A 19,087-nucleotide genomic window follows, 5' to 3' on the forward strand; every position below is an offset into this window, starting at 1 on the left:
CAGTTGTAGGAGGCGCCGGTGGGGGCGTGGAAGCTGTTGGGGTTGATGCTGTAGACGATCGGACGCCCGGTGGCGCGCAGGGCGTCGCGCATGAGCGTGAACCGTGCGACTTGCTCGTCACGTGTGCCGCTGGAGGAACACCAGTCGTACTTGAGGTAGTCGACGCCCCACGCGGCGAACGTGGCGGCGTCCTGGGCCTCGTGGCCTCTGCTGCCCGTCGACCCGGGATAGGCGCCGCTGGTCTGCGCGCAGGTGCGTTCGCCGGGTACCTGGTAGATGCCGAACTTCAGGCCCTTGCCGTGGATGTAGTCCCCGAGTGCCTTCATGCCGCTGGGGAACTTGGTCGGGTTGGCGCGCAGGTTGCCTGCCGCGTCGCGCTGCGGGTCGAACCAGCAGTCGTCGACGACGACGTACTGGTAGCCGGCGTCCTTCATGCCGGAGGACACCATCGCGTCGGCGGCCTGGCGTACCTGGGTCTCGGTGATGCCGCAGCCGAAGCTGTTCCAGCTGTTCCATCCCAGGGGCGGGGTGAGGGCCGGGCTGCCCGGCGCGGCCGAGGCGGCGGGGGAGTGGGCGGAGGCCGTCAGGGACGCGGTGAGGGTCAGGGCGGCGGCTGCCAGGAGGCGGAGCAGTCGTCCGTGTGAACGTCTGGGCACCAGGGGCTCCTTCGGAAGAGGTTCGAAATTTCGAGCCTCGTTCGGAAACGCGCGGTGCCAGGGATGTTAGAGAGGTGCGCGGACATGTCAACACTCCTGGCGTGCCTGGGCTGTTGACCTGCGAGGAGGGGTACTTCAATCGGCCCGAATGTTTCGATGTGTCTTACGATCGTGCGAGAAGGGTTGACGTCCATTGCCGGCCTTCTATCATCCAGGGTGCTCGACTCGCCGATCTGTGTTCGAGATGGCGAACGGCGTGAGCCGCCCCTTCGGACGAAGCATGAGGAGGACACCCCCTACATGGAGATGTCATGGACGCATCAGGAACTGTCCCGTCGTCGTGCGCTGGCAGCCGCCACCGGCCTCGCCGCGGGCGCTCTCCTCCCCACGGCCCAGGCCTCCGCCCAGGCGGCGGCGACCTTCACCAACCCGGTGATCTGGCAGGACTTCGCCGACATCGACGTCATCCGCGTCGGCGACACCTACTACGCCTCCGCCTCGACGATGCACTACTCCCCGGGCGCGCCCGTCCTGCGCTCCTACGACCTCGTGAACTGGGAGATCGCCGGACACTCGGTACCCACGCTCGACTTCGGCGCCAAGTACGACCTGAATGGCGCGCGCGGCTACGTCCGCGGCATCTGGGCGTCGTCACTGGCCTACCGGCCGAGCAACAGGACCTTCTACTGGCTGGGCCAGATCGACTTCGCCCGGACCTACGTCTACACCGCCACCGCCGCCGAAGGGCCGTGGAACAGGCTGACGACGATCAGCACGCCCTACTACGACGCGGGGCTGCTCGTCGACAGCGACGACACCCTCTACGTGGCCTACGGAAACACGACCATCAGCGTGGCCCAACTCTCGCCCGACGGCCGCACCCAGGTCCGCACCCAGCAGGTCTTCACGACACCCGCGAGCGTCGGCACCCTCGAAGGCTCCCGCTTCTACAAGATCAACGGGCAGTACTACATCTTCCTGACCCGCCCCGCCAACGGCCAGTACATCCTCAAGTCCTCGGCCGGTCCCTTCGGCCCGTACACGATGCGGCAGGTCCTCCTCGACCTGCCCGGGCCGATCCCCGGCGGCGGCGTCCCGCATCAGGGCGGACTGGTGCAGACCCAGAGCGGTGCCTGGTACTACCTGGCCTTCGTCGACGCCTACCCCGGCGGACGGGTGCCCGCCCTGGCACCCGTCACCTGGACCTCGGACGGCTGGCCCGTCGTGCAACTCGTAGGCGGTGCCTGGGGCACCTCGTATCCGAGCCCGGCCGTACCCACGCCACCCCGCCAGGTCACCCCCATGACCGGAGTGGACACCTTCGACGGCACGACGCTCAAACCCAGATGGGAGTGGAACCACAACCCGGACAACACCAAGTGGGCAGTCGGCAACGGCCTGACCCTGCGCACCGCGACCGTCACCAACGACCTCTACTGGGCACGCAACACCCTCACCCACCGCATCCAGGGCCCCACCTCCACCGCCACGGTCCTCCTCGACCACTCCGCGATGCGGGACGGCGACCGGGCCGGACTCGCGCTGCTGCGTGACTCCTCCGCCTGGATCGGCCTCAAGCGCAACGGCGGCACCACACGTCTGGTGATGGTCAACGGGCTGACCATGGACGGCAACTGGAACACCACCGGCACCGGAACCGAGGCCGCGAGCGCGCCCGCCCCCGGCAACCGCGTCTGGCTGCGCGCGAGCGCGGACATCCGCCCCGGCTCGGCGCGCCCCGGCACCTTCTCCTACAGCACCGACGGCACCACCTTCACCCGCCTCGGACCCGCCTTCTCGATGGGCAACGACTGGCGGTTCTTCATGGGCTACCGATTCGCCCTCTTCAACCACGCCACGCAGGCACTCGGCGGCGCCGTCCGCGTCACACGGTTCGACCTGTCCACGCCCTGACCGACCGGAAGATCGCAGACCCACCCGCTCCCCCTCCGTAAGAGGAGATGCGGAACCCGCTCGAACCGCTTCAAATGGGAGCGCTCCCAATCCCCGAAACCCCCTGCCAGGAAACCGAGGTCCTGTGATGAGCCGCAGACTCCGCACCCTGGCGGCAGCGCTCTGTGCCCTGCCGCTGGCGCTCGCCGCCGCACCGTCCGCACACGCGGCCGACCCCACCACCATGACGAGCGGGTTCTACGTCGACCCCAATTCCTCGGCGAAGCGGTGGGTGGCCGCCAACCCCGGCGACGGCCGGGCCCCCGCGATCAACTCCGCCATCGCCAACACCCCGATGGCCCGCTGGTTCGGCTCCTGGAGCGGCACCATCGGAACCGCCACCGGCGCTTACGCCGGGGCGGCCGACCAGGCCGACAAGCTGCCCATCCTGGTCGCCTACAACGTCTACAACCGCGACTACTGCGGCGGCCACTCCGCCGGCGGAGCCGCCTCACCGTCCGCCTACGCGAGCTGGATCGCCCAGTTCGCCGGCGGGATCGCGAACCGCCCGGCCCTCGTCATCCTGGAACCGGACTCCCTCGGTGACTACGGCTGCATGACCCAGGCCCAGATCGACGAACGCGAGGCCATGCTCACCGGCGCCCTCGGCGAGTTCAGCCGCCAGGCCCCCAACACCTGGGTCTACATGGACGCCGGCAACCCCGCCTGGACGAACGCGGCGACCATGGCCCGGCGCCTCCACGAAGCCGGCGTCCGCCAGGCCCACGGCTTCTCGCTCAACGTCTCCAACTACCTCACGACTGCCGAGAACACCGCCTACGGCGACGCCGTCAACCGTGAACTCAGCGCCCGCTACGGCTACACCAAGCCCTTCGTCGTGGACACCAGCCGCAACGGCAACGGCTCCAACGGCCAGTGGTGCAACCCCTCCGGCCGCCGCATCGGCACGCCCACCCGGATGGGCGGCGGCGCCGAGATGCTCCTGTGGATCAAGACCCCGGGGGAGTCGGACGGCAACTGCGGCATCGGAGCCGGCTCCAGGGCCGGAGATTTCCTCCCCGAGGCGGCCTACAAGATGATCTACGGCTACTGATCCGGTCGGAGCGACGTCAGCGCGCGCTGCCGGCATCGAACCGCCGAAACTCGCCCGGCTGCACAGCTCTGTCGACTCGCCACTGCTCACCGCGCCGCGCGACCCCGGCCCCTTCCTTCACCAGGGGGGAGCCGGGCGCGCGCGACTGGGCGCCGCTCACCGCCGGACAACGCGGCGGGTGCAGCCGCGCTTGCGGTGCCCGCCCCTGTGGGTGGCCGGGCTCAGCGTGGCTGTATCAGTCCGAGGTCCGGCCGTGGCGGTGCCCGTCGAACGGCGATTTCCGCTACGGCGAACGGCTGCGCTCCGCGTACACGGCCGGGGATGTGCCCTGGCCCGAGCCGATGAATGATCCGGCCCTGCTGATCCCCCTGGCACCGGCCGGCGGCCATCCCCTCACCAGCCCGCTCCGGCGCAGGTCCTCGGCCCGGTTCTGCCGGCCGACCTGGTGCGGGCGAGCGTGGGGATGTCCCCGGCCTGCTCCGACAGCCGTGACGTCCTGTTGACCTGCGCCCGCATCCGCACCGTGCGCGCCACCGGCCGGATCAGGTCGAAGGGCACCGCCGCCGATTCAGCCCTCGGCCGGCTCCGGCCGAACGACGTGCCGTCCTCGCCCAGGCGGCCGAGCGTGCCGAGCGGTTCAGGACCGGGGAGGATCTCGTCGGAACTTGCGTGGCGAAGCCGATGACGAACCCGGCCATGGGCTGGGGCAAGCGGGCCGTTCGGCTCTACCGGCCGCCGACGGCTGTGGCTAGCGTCTTGTTCGTGAACCGCAGCCAACTGGGCGTGGGGGAGGCCGTCATGTCGGTCGAGGACCGGACGAAAACGCCGTGGCTCCCGCCGCGCTGGTTCATCCGTCTGGCCTGGAGGGTGCACCGGGGCGTGTACCGGGGATTCGGCGGCCGGATCGGGTTGTGGCGACCTCGCGGCAACAAGTGGGGTGCGTTGCGGCTGACCACCACGGGGCGCCGTACCGGCCGACAGCGCGGGGTCATCGTCGGATATTTCGAGGACGGTCCGAATCTGGTCACGTTGGCGATGAACGGGTGGGGCGAGGGTGAGCCCGCCTGGTGGCTCAATCTGCAGGCGCGACCGGAGGCGACAGTCGATCTGGGCAACGGACGACGACTGGTACGAGGACGCGCTGCGACAGGCGACGAGCGGTCGCGGCTGTGGGCTCGCTGGCGGGAGATCGACACGAACCTGGACGCCTATGCGGCCTTGAGGCCGTCCGAGACCGCGGTGGTGGTCCTGGAGCCCCGGCCGGGCGGGCCGGACATGACGCCGGACAGCTGATCGACCGCACACCCCACCGCAGGGCTGTTGTCGGCGGTCCCCCGGGCGGAAGCTGACGGACGCACCGATCCGGGTCCCCGGTGCCGGGCCCAGGCCGGCCTGTAGTGCGTGGGCACCAGGACGCGTGACTCGCTGGTCCGGGTGCACCAGGGAAAGACGGCGACGCAGGACGATGCCCGGCGGGACACCGGAGGGAAGTGTGGGAGGCGCGCGGATCTCGCGCATTCCCCTTGCCTAGCGGTGTCTGGAGTGATCAAACGTGGCCACGTTTCTTTACCGGTTGGGTCGGTGGGCCTTCCGGCGGCGCCGGCTCGTGGGCGGTCTGTGGCTGGGTGCCCTGGTGCTGGCCGTCGCTGCCGCCGCTATGGCTCCCGCCGGGGAGGAAGAGGACCTCTCCATGCCCGGCACCGAGTCGCAGCGGGCGTTCGACCTGCTGGACGAGCGCTTCCCCGAGAGCAACTCCCAGGGTGCCGAGGCCCGCTTGGTGTTCCAGGCCCCGGACGGGCAGCGGGTCACAGCCAGGGAGAACAAGGCGGCCGTCGAGCACACGCTCGGCTCGCTGGACGGCGGTGATCAGGTCGCGTCGGTCACCGACCCCTATGAGACCGGTGCCGTCAGCGAGGACGGCACCATCGCCTACTCCACGATCACCTACACCGCGGACGCCGTCGACCTGACCGAGCCGACGAAGAGCGCCCTGGAGGCCGCCGCTAGCCAGGCCCGGGGCGCGGGGCTGACCGTGGAGATCGGCGGCTCGGTCCTGGATGCGGAGGAGTCACTGGGCGGTACGACGGAGATCATCGGCGTGGCGGTGGCGGCGGTGGTGCTGGTGCTCGCCCTCGGGTCGCTGGTCGCGGCCGGACTGTCGCTGCTGACCGCCTTCGTGGGCGTGGCCATCGCCTTCGGCCTGGTCTCCGCGCTGGCCGTCCCGCTGGGCCTGACGTCCACCGTCGCCATCCTGGCGCTGATGCTGGGGCTGGCGGTCGGCATCGACTACGCACTGTTCATCACCTCCCGCTTCCGCGACGAGCGCGCCCAGGGCAGCGACCCGGAGGAGGCCGCCGGCCGGGCCGTGGGCACAGCCGGATCGGCCGTCGTCTTCGCCGGTGCGACCGTCTTCATCGCCCTGGTCGGGCTGGGAGTCGTCGGAATCCCCGAACTCACCAAGATGGGCATGGGCGGCGCGGGCGCCGTGGCCCTGGCCGTGCTCGTCGCACTGACCCTGGTCCCCGCGCTGTTCGGCTTCTTCGGCGAGCGGATCCTGTCCCGCGCCGTCCGCAAGGCCACCCGGCCGGGAAGCGGGCGTCCGCGCCCCGTGCCCACCGCGGGTCGGCCCGGGCTCGGCACCCGCTGGGCGCGGTTCGTACTGCGCCGTCCGGTGCCCGTGCTGATGATCGCCGGACTCGGTCTCGGGGCCGTCGCCCTGCCTGCGCTGAGCCTCGAACTCGGGCTGCCCGGAGATGAGTCCAAGTCGGTGGAGACCACCCAGCGCCGTGCCTACGACCTGCTGTCAGAAGGCTTCGGCCCCGGCTTCAACGGCCCGCTGACCGTGGTCGTGGACACGTCCCGGTCCGGGGACACCCGGGCCACCGCAGACCTGGTCGTCAAGACCGTACGGGGAGTGGACGGGGTCGCGTCGGTCGGTGATCCGGTGCTCAGCCGGACCAAGGACGCGGCCGTCTTCACCGCCGTCCCGCAGTCCGCGCCGAACAGCGGCGAGACCAAGGACCTGGTGCAGGAGATCCGGGGTGCGGTCCTCGGCGTCGAGGCGGACACGGGCGCCGGCATCCTGGTGACCGGCACCACCGCGATGAACATCGACATCTCCGAAGCCATGTCCGACGCCCTCATCCCCTATCTGACCGTGGTCATCGGCCTGGCGGTACTCCTGCTGACGGTGGTCTTCCGCTCGCTCCTGGTCCCGGTCAAGGCCGCGCTCGGCTTCCTGCTGTCGGTGGGTGCCGCCTTCGGTGTCCTCGTCGCCGTCTTCCAGTGGGGCTGGGCGGCAGACCTGATCGGCATCGAGCAGACCGGGCCGGTCATGTCGCTGATGCCGATCCTCATCATCGGCATCGTGTTCGGCCTCGCCATGGATTACGAGGTCTTCCTCCTCACCCGGATGCGGGAGGCCTACGCCCATGGCGCCCAGCCCGGCGAGGCGATCGTGAGCGGGTTCCGGCACAGCGGACGTGTGGTGGCCGCGGCGGCGATCATCATGATCAGCGTGTTCGCCGGATTCATCGGGATGAGCAGCCCGACCATCCAGACGATGGGCGTCGGTCTGGCCGCCGCCGTCGCCTTCGACGCCTTCGTGGTCCGGATGGCGATCGCACCCGCGGTCCTGGCCCTGCTCGGCCACCGGGCCTGGTGGCTGCCCCGTATCCTCAACCGTGTGCTGCCGAACGTGGATATCGAGGGTGAGGCACTGAGCAGGCCCGTGCGGGGCTCCGCGACGACTGCGGACGCGGGAGTGCCGCGGCTTCCAGTCGGCCGGGACTGAGCTGGTCATGGCGGACACAGGTGGCGATGGTCTGAGACAACGCGGCAGGTGCCGGCGGGAGACAGCGATCACGGCGACCGCGCTCGTGCTCTGTCTGTTCGGTGGCGTGGTGCAGGTCGACGACACGCTGGGAGCACCGTCTGCCGCTGCCTACTTCATCGCCGTGGTGTCCTGTGCCGTGCTGCCGCTGCGGCACCGGGCGCCCCTGACCGCCCTGGCGGCCACGACCGCGGCCGGCATGCTGGTGCCGCTCCTGGACCTCATGCTGACCCCGCTCATCGTGGCTCCCGCCGTGATCACCGCCTACTCGCTCGCCGTACGCACCGAACGGCGCGCGGCGAGCGCGGCGGTGCTCACCTCCGCAGTGCTGCTGGTCGCCTCCGTCCCCTTTTTCGGGGATTTCTCGTGGAAGGACGCGAGCAGGATGGCAGCGGTGGCGGCGTTCCCGCTGGTGGCCGGCGTACTCGGCAACTCGGCGCAGAACCGACGGGCCTACCTGGCGGCCGTGGAGGAGCGGGCCCGGCGGGCCGAGGAGGGCCGGGAGAGCGAAGCGCGCCGCAGAGTGGCCGAGGAACGGGTGCGCATCGCGCGGGAACTGCACGACCTCGTGGCCCATCAGATCACCCTGGCCAACGCGCAGGCCACGGTCGCCGCCCACCTCTTCGACACCCGCCCGGAGCAGACCCGCAAGAGCCTGAACGAGCTCGTCGAGACCACCGGCGACGCACTCGACGACCTGCGGGCCACGGTCGGTCTGCTGCGGCAGTCCGGGGACGCGCCCGCGCCCGCCGAACCGGCGCCCGGGCTGTCCCGGCTTCCCACGCTCCTCGAGTCCTTCCGCCGCGCGGGGCTGGAGGTGTCGGTGCACCAGGAGGGCACGGCCAGGCCGCTGCCGCCGGGGGTGGACCTCACCGCCTACCGCATCGTCCAGGAGGCCCTGACCAACGTGACCAAGCACGCCGGTACCGGCAGCGCCCGGGTGCATCTCGCCTGGAACCGCGATCGTGTGACCATCACCGTCGCCGACGACGGACGGGACGCCCGTACGCAGCCCACCACTTCGACGAAACCGAGTGCGTCCACGGCGCCGGACCGTCCGCCCGGTTACGGTCTGATCGGGATGCGTGAACGTGCCGCCGCCGTCGGGGGACACCTCTCCGCGGGCAGGCGCCCGGAGGGCGGTTTTCTCGTCTCCACCCAGCTGCCCCTGCCACCCGCCAAGGACACGACACGGAGGACCGACGCAGTGACAACCATCGAAGGGCGGACGCCCGACGGAGCGACACACGACGCACCGACAGGTGACGGAGAGGCCGGGGACACGCCGTGACGCTCCGGGTCCTGCTCGCCGACGATCAGGCCCTGCTGCGCGGTGCCTTCCGGATGCTTCTCGACAGCGCCGACGACATCACCGTGGTCGGCGAGGCCGCCGACGGCAGGGAGGCGGTGCGGCTGACCCGGGAGCTGCGCCCGGACGTGGTGGTCATGGACATCCGCATGCCCGAGGTGGACGGTCTGACCGCGACGTCGCAGATCTGCGCGGACCCGGAACTGCGTGCCAGCCGCATCCTGATCCTCACCACGTACGAGACCGACGAGTACGTCGCGCAGGCGCTGCGCGCGGGGGCCGGCGGCTTCATCGGCAAGGGCATCGGGGCCGAGGACCTGCTGGCCGCCGTGCGTACGATCGCCGAGGGCGACACGCTTCTGTCGCCCGCGGCGACCCGCTCCTTGGTCACCCGTTTCCTGGCGACACCGGACGACGTGCCACCGCACCTCCCCGAACAGCTCGCCGTGCTCACCCCGCGTGAACGCGAGATGGTGGCTCTGGTGGCGACCGGTCTGTCCAACCAGGAGATCGCCGAGCGGATGTTCCTCAGCCCTTTCACCGTCCGCGCCCACGTGCAGCGCGCGATGACGAAGCTGGAGGCCCGCGACCGGGCGCAACTCGTCGTCATCGCCTACCGGACGGGCCTGGCCCACGCCGCCCCCGACGGCGGATCCACGACCTGAACACCCTGGCCGTGGCGCGGCATGGCTCAACCCGAGTGGGGAATCAAGTCATGGCATCGGGGCGAAGTCGGGCAGGGCAAGGGCCGAGTGGGCCGGTCGTGCGGTCGCGGAGGGCATGGTGACCAAATCACGCAGCATGGTGTTGCGTTGCTCCAGGGACTGCGCGGTTGTGGGGAAGAGCGTGGCCGCACCGTTGTCGACCAGTGCCTGATTCATGGCCACGAACTCGCGAAGGTCACGTTCGTAGGCGGCGAAGGCCGCGGTGTGATGCCGGTGCGTGACCAGGGCGTTGGCGAGCACGTAGACACCGACCAGCGCAAGACTTGATCCTTGCCCGGTGAGGAACGAGGGTGCGTACGCGGCGTCGCCGACGAGTGCGACGCGGCCGCTGGACCAGTGGGGCATGCGGATCTGACCGGCCGTGTCGAAGAACAGGTCGTCCGCGCCGCGCATGGCGTCGACGATGCCAGGGACTTCCCAGCCCGCGCCTGCGAAGACCGCGGCGACGAGGTCCCGCTGGGCGTCGGGGTTGTGGAGGGCGTCCAACGGCGGTTGTGGTCGGTGGAAGTTCAGGAAGGCGTGCAGTTCGTCGTTGTCTCCGACGGCGTAGAGGGCCGCGGCTTTTCCCGGGGTGTTCCACATCATGAGCTCGTGGGACAGCCCGAAGGTGTTCGGCATGGTGAATATGGCGAAGCAGTAGCCGAGGTAGCGGTGGAACTGTTCTTCGGGGCCGAACAGGGACTTCCGGGTGGGTGAGTGCATGCCGTCGGCGCCGACCACCAGGTCGAAGGTGCGCTGTCGCCCACTGTGGAACGTGACGTCGACCCCTTGTTCGGACTGGTCGAGGGTCTCGATGGAGTCGTCGAAGAGGAATTCCACGTCGTCGCGGACTATCGCGTAGAGGGCCGCGGCCAGATCCCCACGACGCACCTCGAGGTCTTGTCCCTCGACACTGCCGGCGACGGCGCCCGGGGTGAGCGAGGCCACTTCACTGCCATCGGCGTCGAGGAAAGTGCAGCGCCGCGAGTCGATGTGTGCGTCCCGCAGTCGTGGCAGTATCCCCATCCGCCGGACCACCTCGGTGGCGGTTCCGCGGACGTCGATCGGGTAACCACCGTCGCGCAGCGCGCCTGCCTTCTCCACCACGGTGACCGCGAATCCGGACCGGTGCAGCCAGTACGCCAGTGCGGGTCCGGCGATACTGGCCCCGGAGATCAGAATTGTGCGCTTCGCGGTGGAACTCACGTCCATCGACAGGCCGGTGGATGTCATGCCTGGGTTCCCTTCTTCGTCATTCGGACAACGAGCAGTGACAGGGCGGCGACGAGGCCGGCGACGGCGAAGCCTGTGGCAAAGGCCGATTCGGCCGGACGGTCCGTCATCGGCTCGGCCCCGGCGGCGAGGATCGCGCCGCCGATCTGGACTCCCACGGCGACGCCGATCACGCGGGTCACCACGAGCAGGCTGGTGGCGATGCCGGTGTCCTTGGTCTCGACGGCGGTGGCAATACCGGCGAGCAGCGCTGTGCTGCCGACGCCCGCGGCGAACGCGGTCAACACCTTCGCGAGGACGAGCTGCCATGCGGCGCCGTGCAGCGACGCCAGCGCTGTCAGCGTGGCCACCGTGACCACGGTGCTCACGACGACGACGGCACGCGGGCCGAAACGCCGCGCCGCGATCCCGCCGACCGAATCGCTCACCGCCCCGGCGATGGCGCCGGGAAGCAGAAACAGTCCGATGTCGGTGGTGTCGGCTCCGAAGCCGTACCCGTCGGCCGATACGGCGAACAGCTGCGGGAGCAGAAAGATCACCATGCCGGAGCTGGCGGTGATGAAGAAGGTGAGCACGCACGAACGCCACATGGCGGACCTTGTCAGCATGCGCAGATCGACCATCGGTGAGGTCGCCCGGCGTTCGACGACGACCCATCCGGTCGCGAGGACGGCCACGACCACCGCGATGGCGCTGATCCCGAGGGGTGGCAGGCCGCCGTCCCTCGTCACCGTCACCAGCCCGAGCATGAACGCGAGCAACGTGCCGCTCAGCAGAAGCACGCCTGGCCAGTCGATCCGGTGGTCCGAGTGACTTGGTGGATCAGGCGGCATCACTCGAGCGACGACCGACGTCGTCGCGATGATCGCGATCGTCGGCAGCGCGAACATCCAATGCCAGGACAGTCCTTCTGCGATCGGCCCGGCAAACAGCATTCCCACCATGCTGCCGCCCGTGAACAGCGCGACGACCAGTCCGATCGCCGCCTGTGAGGCTCCTGCCGGGAGGTGTTTGCGCACCAGGATGAACGAGAGGGGCAGCGCACCGACCATGACGCCCTGCAGCACCTGGCCGAGCAACAACACCGGCAGGTTCGGCGCCAGGCCGGCCAGCAGGCCACCGGCCGAGACCACGGCCATCAGCCGGACCAGCACCCGCTTTCCGCCGTAGCGGTCGCCGAGTTTGCCTGCGACGGGTGTGACGACCGCACCGGTGATGAGCAATGTGTTGCCGATCAGCGCGCCTTCGGCAGGGCTGACCCCCAACTCACGTTGCAGCAGCGGCAGGGCAGGCTCCACCACGGACTGCAGGGCACCGAGGGAGAGTGCCAGGATGCCGAGAGCACCGATCGACAGCCTCCCGATGCGGACAGGGGACACCACGACTTCGGACGCAGACGTCCGTTGCACCATCTGTTGATCACTCCAGACACCGCTGGGCCAGGGGAATGCGCGAGATCCGCGCGCCTCCCACACTTCCCTCCGGTGTCCCGCCGGGCATCGTCCTGCGTCGCCGTCTTCCCCTGGTGTGCCCGGACCAGCCACGCCCCCGTCCTGGTGCCTGCGCACTACGGAGGGCCTGGAGGCAGGAAGTCCCGAGCCGTCCGCGAGCGGTGATGCTGGGCAGGGAGAAGGGGTGATCCGGGGTCGCGTGTGACGCCCGCGGTTCGTCTCGACGTCGATGCGGCCTCGGCGCGCAGTCGTCAAAGGGCCCGTCAGCGCCATGTGCTGACGGGCCCTCAGGAACGACTGTCAGGGCCTCGTGTAATTCATGGGGGTGGAGCAGTACTTGGGATCACCGTTCACCAGCGTGCAGACGGTGATCTTGATGCGGTTGATTCCGCCTTCGAGGTTCGTGTCGCCGATGGTGAAGTTGAAGCCCCGCCTGCTGCCGTTGGCGGCGGTTCTGTGATCGGAATCGATCTTGACTGATCCCGCGTAGGCGTCGAAATAGGCGGTGGTCGGCCTGCCGTCCTCGAAGTAGGACTCGACCCCGCCCGTGACTCCCGCGGTGCGGTTGTACCACGTGATGCTGCCGTCGACGAAGCCTTGTTCCGTGTCCGGGTCGCAGTACGGGTTGCAGACGTTGAAATCCACCGTCGGGTAGGCCGCAGCAGGGCCTGCGGCGACACCGAGGGCGGCGCAGGCTCCGACGACGCCGACTGCCAGCCTTCTCGTGAACTGAGACAAGGGTTACCTCTCCACTCTCGCCAACCGGTTGACGCGTCCTTGGCGGTGCGGGAGCCATCCTGATCCGCGGTGGGAAGACCGGGAACCTGAAATGTTGCAGGGCCCCGGGGCGACGGCTGCGAATGAGAACGGAAGGGGCGGCTGCCGGGCCGCAGCGCGGAGGGTGCCGGCCGTGGTCCGGCTCGGCGCCCTCCGCTGTCCGTCGTCGGTCTTTGCGCTAGGACCAGGGCAGGACCAGGGCGCCCCAGGCGATGACGGGGCCGAAGGCGACGATGCCGCTCGTGTAGCCGATGACCTGGCGGTAGAAGCGACGGGTGTCCACGCCGCGGGCGTTGCTGAGGACCAGTGCTCCGTTGGTCGAGAAGGGAGAGGTGTCGACGATCGTCGTGGAGACGGCGAGCGCGGCGATCAGTCCGGCGGCGCTGAGATGGCTGGACAGCAGCAGGGGGACGGCGAGGGGGATGATCGCGGTCAGGATCGCCGTGGAGGAGGCGAAGGCGGAGGTGATGGCCACGGTGAAGCACAGCAGCAGGGCCACGACGAGCGGGGCGCCCAGGCCGGCGGCGTGCTCGGAGAGTTCCTCGATGATGCCGGCCTTCTCCAGCATCGCGATGTACGTCATCATGCCCGCGACCAGCAGCAGGGTGGACCAGCTGACGCCGTCGACGGCCTTCTCCTGCCGCTTCATGTCCACCAGGGCCAGCAGAGCGCCCGCGGCCAGCGCGAGGAAGCCGATCTCCAGGTGGAAGCCGAGCGCGCCGACGACGAGGGCCACCAGGGAGGCGAGGGTGAGCCACTGGCGCCAGTCGGGGCTGCCGGAGACGGCGAGGTCCTCGTCGTCGGCTGTCTGCGCGGGGCCCTCGGCCAGCGGGGCGGGGCGCTTGGCGAGCAGGACGTAGGTGAGGACCGCGAGCACGAGGTTGATCACGAAGCTGGCGCTGAACAGCGCCACGGCCGAGACATGCACCTCGCTCTTGTCTACGAGGCCCAGCACCAGCGCACCGGAGACGGCCAGTGGCGAGAACGCGCCCGCGTGCCCGCCGCTGATCACCATCATGCCGACGACCAGTGGGTTGAGCTTGTAGCGGTAGGCGAAGTTCATGCCGATCGGCGCGAGGATCGCCACCGCGGCCGGGGTGAACGTACCGAACGCCGTCAGCAGGGCGGCCACCAGGAACAGCACCCAGGGGATGAGCTCGACCTTGCCGCGCACCAGCCTGACCCCCGCCGCGACCAGCCAGTCGATGGTGCCGTTGCGGCGGGCGACGGAGAACAGGTAGGTGACGCCGACGATGGTGACGAAGAGCTTCGCCGGGAAACCCTCGAAGATCTCGTCCTCGGTGAGGCCGAGTGAGGCGGTCCCGACCGCGAAGGTGGCGACGAACGCGAGGATGCCCAGGTTGATCGGCAGCACGGTGCCGACCACGAACATCACCAACAGGGCGCCTACGGAGATCACTTCAACAGACATCTTTGTCCTTGGTGCGGTGGGGACGGGATGGCGCGCCCCGAGGGCGCGAGGGTAGCGCGGCGGGGAGCCGGCATGACAGAGGAGAGGTCTGGCGCGGTTCAGGCTGCTTGCGGGCGGTCTGCCTGCGGTACGTAGATCCGGGCGTCGGCGAGCAGCCGGGCCGCGCGCTGCACGGTGACCCGGTGCGGCAGGCCGTCCCGTACGTCGGTGCAGCGGACCGCGACGACACCGGCGGGCGTGCCGAGGCGCAGCCACTCGTCCCTCGGGCCGCCCGTGATCCGGGAGACCACGGACCCCTCCAGCAGCCCGGCCGCCGCGACGGCGACTGCCGAGGTCAGGCCGATGGCGGGGTGCGGGGCGTTCATGGTGAGCATGCGCACCGACACGTCGTAGTCCTCGGCACCGACCGGTTCACCGAGCGTGGTGGCGTACGGCACCGGCGGGCCGACCAAGCCCACCTTGGGCACCGCGTCGCCCGGTTCCTCGCCCGGCTGGAGCAGTCCCATCAGGGGAGCGGCGGCATGGCGGACGGTACGCAGCCAGGGGACGTCCGCGCCCATCCGCCCCAGGGATTCGGCACCGGTACGCCCGGCACTGGCGGCGTCGACGAGGACGACCGGAGCGCCTGCGGCCACCATGCTCACGCGGACCGGCTCGGCGGCGCCGACCCGCAGGTCCTGGGCGGCCCGGCCGGTGGGGAGGAGCAGGCGGTCGGTGTCATTGGCGGGGTCGCGGAAGGTGAGGCCGACCGCGACCCCACCGGCACGGGTGCCGGGTACGGTCTGGTGGCCGAAGTGGCGCACCACGCCTCCCCGGGTGTCGACGATTCCTTCGAGGACCGAGCCGGTATTGATGTTGCGCATCACCACGCGGGTCTGGTCGCCGGTGACCGGAACCAGTCCTTTGGTCACCGCGTACAGGGCGACGCCGGTGGCGCAGTTGCCGCAGTTGCTCGTCCACTCCACCGAGCCTGTGCCGATGCCGACTTGGGCGAAGAGGTAGTCGACGTCGATGCCGGGCTCGGGTGAGGCGCTGACCACGGCAGCCTTGGAGGTCGTCGGGGTCGCCCCGCCCACCCCGTCCAGCTCTACGGGATCGGTCGCGCCGTACGCGGCGACCAGAAGGCTTTCGAGGTCGCCGCGGTCGGCGGGGACATCGACCTGGTTGAACAGCCAGCACTTGCTTGTGCCGCCACGTACCAGGGTCGCGGGAATGTGCACGTCTGAGGCTCTTCCTGGATCAACGGGGGTAGGGGAAGCGGCCGAGGCGGTGGTTACGGGCGTGTGGCGGGCCGGTTAACCGCTCGGCGATTGCGCAGACCTTGGCAGAGGTGTGACTTCGGAACAATCGCAGTTCGCTTCACCTGGGTTCAGCTCAGCTAAAGTCATCGGCATGTTGAACGTGCGCCGTCTGCTGCTGCTCACCGAGGCCGCCGAACGCGGTTCGCTCACGGCCGCGGCGGAAGCCCTCGGCATGACGACCTCCGCCGCCTCCCAGCAGATGTCCCTGCTGGAGCAGGAGGCGGGCCAGCCCCTGATCGAGCGGCTGCCCCGGGGTATCCGCCCCACCCCGGCGGGTGCCGCGCTGGCCGAACGCGGTCAGGCGATCCGCCGGGAGCTGCGTGCCGCCCAGGCCGACCTGGACTCCTTCACCGCCCTCGACCAGGGCAGCTTGCGCCTCGGTTCCTTCCCCACGGCGAGCGCGTCGCTGCTGCCGTTGGCGCTCACACGGTTCCGGCGGCGCCATGCCGGCATCCGCATCGAGGTGCGTGCCGGAGTTCTCGCGGAGCTCAGGGAGATGCTGCACACCGGTGAGGTGGACCAAGGGCTGCTCTGGGACTACGAGTGGAACCGCTTCGACGATCCGGCGCTTGCCCTCACCCACCTGCTGGACGACCCCACGGTGCTGGTCGTCCCGGCCGACTCGCCCCTGCGCACCCGTCCCTCCGTGCGGCTCGGTGACCTCGCCGACCAGGAGTGGATCATCCGCGCCGACAACCATCCCGGCGCCGACGTCCTGCGCCGCAGCTGCCGCCAGGCGGGGTTCGAGCCGCGCATCGCCTACTCCTCGCACGACTACCAGGAAGCGCAGGCCATGGTCGCCGCCGGTCTCGGCATCGCGCTCGCACCCCGCCTGGCACTCACCAGCCGACGCAGCGACGTACGCCTGCTGCCGTTCGCCTCCGACGTCCCGGCGCCCACCCGCCGTATCCTCCTCGCCCGCGCCGCGGCCCGCCCCGCCACCCCGCCCGCCCAGGCGATGGCCCGCGTCCTGCGCACCGTGGCACAGAAATTCGCCGCCCCGGACCTGCACCGGGCCCAGCTGGGCGCGGTCCGGCGGGGCTGACGGCGCGGCACCCGCCCCCGCTGAGCCGCGCCGGCGAGCGACACGCCCTGGAACTCACCCCGCCGGGCCCGGTAGACGGGTCGAGTCAGCCGCCGTTCTTGACGGGCGCGCTGCTGCGTCCGTCGCGTCGGCCGCTGAGCTCCGCGTCCAGCGTCTCCTGGGCCACACGCATGGCCTCGGCGTACACCGGCTCCTGCAACCGCTGCCACATCTCCGCCTCGGGCACGTCCTCCATATGGCTGACCACCCACCAGATGTTCCCGAACGGGTCCTTGACGCGACCGCCGCGCTGTCCGAAGGCGTCGTTCGTCACCGCGGTGACCACCTGGCCGCCTGCCGCCAGGGCCCGGGAGAACGTCTCGTCCGCGTCGGCGACGAACACGCGCAGCAGGCTCGGCATGACCGGCCAGTCCGCGCGGCGGTCGAAGGCGAGGACGACCGTGTCGCCGACGCGGATCTCACCATGTCCGATCAGACCGTCCTCGGTCACCACCCGCCCGAGTTCTTCACCTTCGAAGGCCTGGGCCACGAAGTCGAGAAACGCACCGGTGTCGTCCGTGACCACCCAGGGGGCCACGCTGGTGTAGCCCTGGGGAGCGGCAGTCCTCTGTTCGGTCATGGTGTTCCCTTCGCCGGTGGTGCCTGACGCTTCGACGGTAGGTCGCCAATAGGTCTGTTCCTGTCCTAGACGGTCGATGACGCCTGGTCGGCCCACCGACGGGACGTACTGCCCATGAGTGACCGGGTGAAGTGATGGCGGGGTGCGGTGAGGACGCGTTGGGCCGGTCCCTGTTCGACGAGTTCGCCTGCGTCCAGGACGGCGATGCGCTGGGCGAGTGCGGCGGTGTCCAGGTCGTGGGTGATCAGGACGAGGGACAGGTCGTCGGCGCGGTCGTCGAGCAGGGTGGTGAGGAGGTCGAGGATGCCGCGCCGGGTGACGGTGTCCAGGCCGGAGGTGATCTCGTCGCAGACGAGGACGCGCGGGCGGGCCAGCAGGGCGCGGGCGAGGGCGGCTCGCTGGAGTTCACCGCCGGAGAGCCGCCCGGGGCGTCGGCGGGCGAGGTCCTCGCCCAGGCCGAGGCCGGCCAGCGTGGCCAGGGCTTCCCGCGTCGCGGTGGCGGGGGCGGTGCCGCGCAGCCGTATCGCGGTGCGTGCGACCTGGTGGAGCACCGGTCGGTGTTCGTCGAAGGCGGCGCGTGCGTCCTGGAAGACGTACTGCACAGCGGCGAGTTGCGCGCGGCTGCGTCCGCGCAGACTGCGCGGCAGCGGGGCGCCGTCGAGGAGGACCTCGCCGTCGTGGTCGCGGTGGAGCCCGGCCAGACAACGGGCGAGGGTGGTTTTGCCGCTCCCGGAACGGCCGACCACGGCCAGGCATTCGCCGCTGTGCAGGTCGAGTCGGGGAGTACGCAGCACCTCGGTCGTGCCGCGTGCGGCGATGTCGCGGTGGCGGGCGACCAGGTCCCGGATCTGGAGGACGGGTCGCCCGGCTGAGCCCTCCTTCGTCGTGAACTGCGGCTGTTCGGCGAGGAGTTCGCGCGTCCATGGATGCCGGGGCGCCGACCACAGGCGCTGCGTCGGACCGGACTCCACGACCCGGCCCGCCCGCATGACGATCACCTCGTCGGCGAGCGCCCGTACGACGTCCAGATCGTGGCTGAGCAGGACGACGGCGATGCCCCGTGCGGCGACCGCCGCCAGCTGCTCGACGACACGGCTCTTGGTGAGGGCGTCCTGGCCGGTGGTGGGCTCGTCCGCGACGATGATCCGCGCACCCAGCAGCAGGGCCTGAGCGAGGACGACGCGCTGCTGCTGACCACCCGAGAGCTGGTGCGGGTAGCGGCGCAAGAGAGCTTCGGCGTCTGGTAGTTGGGCCTCGGCCAGGGCCCGCAGGACCCGTTCGCGGGCCGCCGTCCGGCGCTGCGCTCGCGGCAGATGAACCACCTGCGTACGGGCGATGTCGGTGAGCAGCGCGGAGATCCGGCGGGCGGGGTTGAGCACGGCCGCGGGATGCTGCGGGACGTAACCCACGAGGCCGTCGGCTGCCCGGTGCACCTCACCGGTGACGCGGGCGCCCCGCGGGTACTCGCCGAGCAGGGCCAGTCCGGTGGTGGTCTTGCCGCTGCCGGAGGCGCCGACCAGGGCGATGACCTTGCCGGGCAGCGCCCTGAGCGTCACTCCGTCGACGATCGCCCTGCCGTCGATCTCGACGCGCAGATCACGCAGCTCGGCCAAGGGCTCTTCGGCGACGGACTTCTGCGACGGAGGCTCCTCGACGGAAGCCTCAGCAATGGGCTCCGCGTCCGAGCGCTCCATGCCCCGTTCCGCACTGTCGTCCATGTG

Annotated in this window: 16 protein-coding genes; 8 read left to right on the top strand and 8 right to left on the bottom strand. The window is 70.3% G+C overall.

Annotated elements, in window-relative coordinates:
* Window positions 1–656: glycoside hydrolase family 27 protein (locus tag PH203_RS37055; RefSeq protein ID WP_289925918.1), on the bottom strand; the 656-nt coding region annotated here is incomplete at its 3' end.
* 300 nt (window positions 657–956) lie between these two features.
* On the opposite strand from PH203_RS37055, the gene PH203_RS37060 reads away from it, so the two are divergent.
* The 7 genes from PH203_RS37060 (at window position 957) to PH203_RS37090 (ending at window position 9,469) form a co-directional block, all read left to right on the top strand.
* Window positions 957–2,570, top strand: coding sequence for a glycoside hydrolase 43 family protein (locus PH203_RS37060; RefSeq protein WP_289925920.1), 1,614 nt, complete (start codon window positions 957–959; stop codon window positions 2,568–2,570).
* A 127-nt stretch (window positions 2,571–2,697) separates the two neighbouring features.
* Window positions 2,698–3,663: a glycoside hydrolase family 6 protein gene (locus tag PH203_RS37065; protein WP_289925921.1), complete on the top strand. Its 966-nt coding sequence runs from the start codon at window positions 2,698–2,700 to the stop codon at window positions 3,661–3,663.
* Window positions 3,664–4,126: 463 nt separating this feature from the next.
* Window positions 4,127–4,348, top strand: coding sequence for an aminoglycoside adenylyltransferase domain-containing protein (locus PH203_RS37070; protein WP_289926213.1), 222 nt, complete (start codon window positions 4,127–4,129; stop codon window positions 4,346–4,348).
* Window positions 4,349–4,425: 77 nt separating this feature from the next.
* Entirely contained in the window at window positions 4,426–4,956 is a 531-nt protein-coding gene (locus tag PH203_RS37075) for a nitroreductase/quinone reductase family protein (protein WP_289925922.1), read from the top strand.
* A 259-nt stretch (window positions 4,957–5,215) separates the two neighbouring features.
* Entirely contained in the window at window positions 5,216–7,456 is a 2,241-nt protein-coding gene (locus tag PH203_RS37080) for an MMPL family transporter (protein ID WP_289925925.1), read from the top strand.
* A 7-nt stretch (window positions 7,457–7,463) separates the two neighbouring features.
* Window positions 7,464–8,786, top strand: coding sequence for a sensor histidine kinase (locus PH203_RS37085; protein WP_289925926.1), 1,323 nt, complete (start codon window positions 7,464–7,466; stop codon window positions 8,784–8,786).
* Complete coding sequence (locus tag PH203_RS37090) at window positions 8,783–9,469, top strand: response regulator transcription factor (RefSeq protein ID WP_289925927.1); 687 nt, start codon at window positions 8,783–8,785, stop codon at window positions 9,467–9,469. The genes PH203_RS37085 and PH203_RS37090 overlap by 4 nt, the downstream gene beginning before the upstream one ends.
* A 48-nt stretch (window positions 9,470–9,517) precedes the next feature.
* On the opposite strand, the gene PH203_RS37095 is transcribed toward PH203_RS37090, so the two are convergent.
* From PH203_RS37095 to PH203_RS37115, 5 genes are all read right to left on the bottom strand, one after another.
* The gene (locus PH203_RS37095) at window positions 9,518–10,741 is read right to left on the bottom strand and encodes an FAD-dependent monooxygenase (protein ID WP_289925931.1); all 1,224 of its coding nucleotides are present in this window, start codon (window positions 10,739–10,741) and stop codon (window positions 9,518–9,520) included.
* Window positions 10,738–12,153: an MFS transporter gene (locus PH203_RS37100; protein ID WP_289925932.1), complete on the bottom strand. Its 1,416-nt coding sequence runs from the start codon at window positions 12,151–12,153 to the stop codon at window positions 10,738–10,740. The genes PH203_RS37095 and PH203_RS37100 overlap by 4 nt, the downstream gene beginning before the upstream one ends.
* 339 nt (window positions 12,154–12,492) lie before the next feature.
* Window positions 12,493–12,930, bottom strand: a complete 438-nt coding sequence (locus PH203_RS37105) for a hypothetical protein (protein WP_289925933.1) — start codon at window positions 12,928–12,930, stop codon at window positions 12,493–12,495.
* A 217-nt stretch (window positions 12,931–13,147) separates the two neighbouring features.
* On the bottom strand, window positions 13,148–14,401 hold the full coding sequence (locus tag PH203_RS37110) for an SLC13 family permease (protein ID WP_289925935.1): 1,254 nt from the start codon (window positions 14,399–14,401) through the stop codon (window positions 13,148–13,150).
* A 98-nt stretch (window positions 14,402–14,499) separates the two neighbouring features.
* Complete coding sequence (locus PH203_RS37115) at window positions 14,500–15,621, bottom strand: PrpF domain-containing protein (RefSeq protein WP_289925937.1); 1,122 nt, start codon at window positions 15,619–15,621, stop codon at window positions 14,500–14,502.
* A gap of 172 nt (window positions 15,622–15,793) precedes the next feature.
* Between PH203_RS37115 and PH203_RS37120 the strand changes: the two genes are divergently transcribed.
* Complete coding sequence (locus PH203_RS37120; protein ID WP_289925940.1) at window positions 15,794–16,747, top strand: LysR family transcriptional regulator; 954 nt, start codon at window positions 15,794–15,796, stop codon at window positions 16,745–16,747.
* Between the two features lie 85 nt (window positions 16,748–16,832).
* Here the strand turns inward: PH203_RS37120 and PH203_RS37125 are convergent, their stop codons facing one another.
* Window positions 16,833–17,366: a VOC family protein gene (locus PH203_RS37125; RefSeq protein WP_289925941.1), complete on the bottom strand. Its 534-nt coding sequence runs from the start codon at window positions 17,364–17,366 to the stop codon at window positions 16,833–16,835.
* Between the two features lie 65 nt (window positions 17,367–17,431).
* Entirely contained in the window at window positions 17,432–19,084 is a 1,653-nt protein-coding gene (locus PH203_RS37130) for an ATP-binding cassette domain-containing protein (RefSeq protein WP_289925943.1), read from the bottom strand.
* Window positions 19,085–19,087: the final 3 nt, after the last annotated feature.

This window comes from Streptomyces sp. S.PB5, assembly GCF_030403745.1.
Lineage (GTDB): Bacteria > Actinomycetota > Actinomycetes > Streptomycetales > Streptomycetaceae > Streptomyces.

Bases quoted from the DNA above. Each gene is read 5' to 3' on its own strand.
- PH203_RS37125 (WP_289925941.1), bottom strand. From the start codon at position 17,366: ATGACCGAACAGAGGACTGCCGCTCCCCAGGGCTACACCAGCGTGGCC.
- PH203_RS37070 (WP_289926213.1), top strand. From the start codon at position 4,127: ATGTCCCCGGCCTGCTCCGACAGCCGTGACGTCCTGTTGACCTGCGCC.
- PH203_RS37060 (WP_289925920.1), top strand. From the start codon at position 957: ATGGAGATGTCATGGACGCATCAGGAACTGTCCCGTCGTCGTGCGCTG.
- PH203_RS37100 (WP_289925932.1), bottom strand. From the start codon at position 12,153: ATGGTGCAACGGACGTCTGCGTCCGAAGTCGTGGTGTCCCCTGTCCGC.
- PH203_RS37110 (WP_289925935.1), bottom strand. From the start codon at position 14,401: ATGTCTGTTGAAGTGATCTCCGTAGGCGCCCTGTTGGTGATGTTCGTG.
- PH203_RS37095 (WP_289925931.1), bottom strand. From the start codon at position 10,741: ATGACATCCACCGGCCTGTCGATGGACGTGAGTTCCACCGCGAAGCGC.
- PH203_RS37130 (WP_289925943.1), bottom strand. From the start codon at position 19,084: ATGGACGACAGTGCGGAACGGGGCATGGAGCGCTCGGACGCGGAGCCC.
- PH203_RS37085 (WP_289925926.1), top strand. From the start codon at position 7,464: ATGGCGGACACAGGTGGCGATGGTCTGAGACAACGCGGCAGGTGCCGG.
- PH203_RS37120 (WP_289925940.1), top strand. From the start codon at position 15,794: ATGTTGAACGTGCGCCGTCTGCTGCTGCTCACCGAGGCCGCCGAACGC.
- PH203_RS37065 (WP_289925921.1), top strand. From the start codon at position 2,698: ATGAGCCGCAGACTCCGCACCCTGGCGGCAGCGCTCTGTGCCCTGCCG.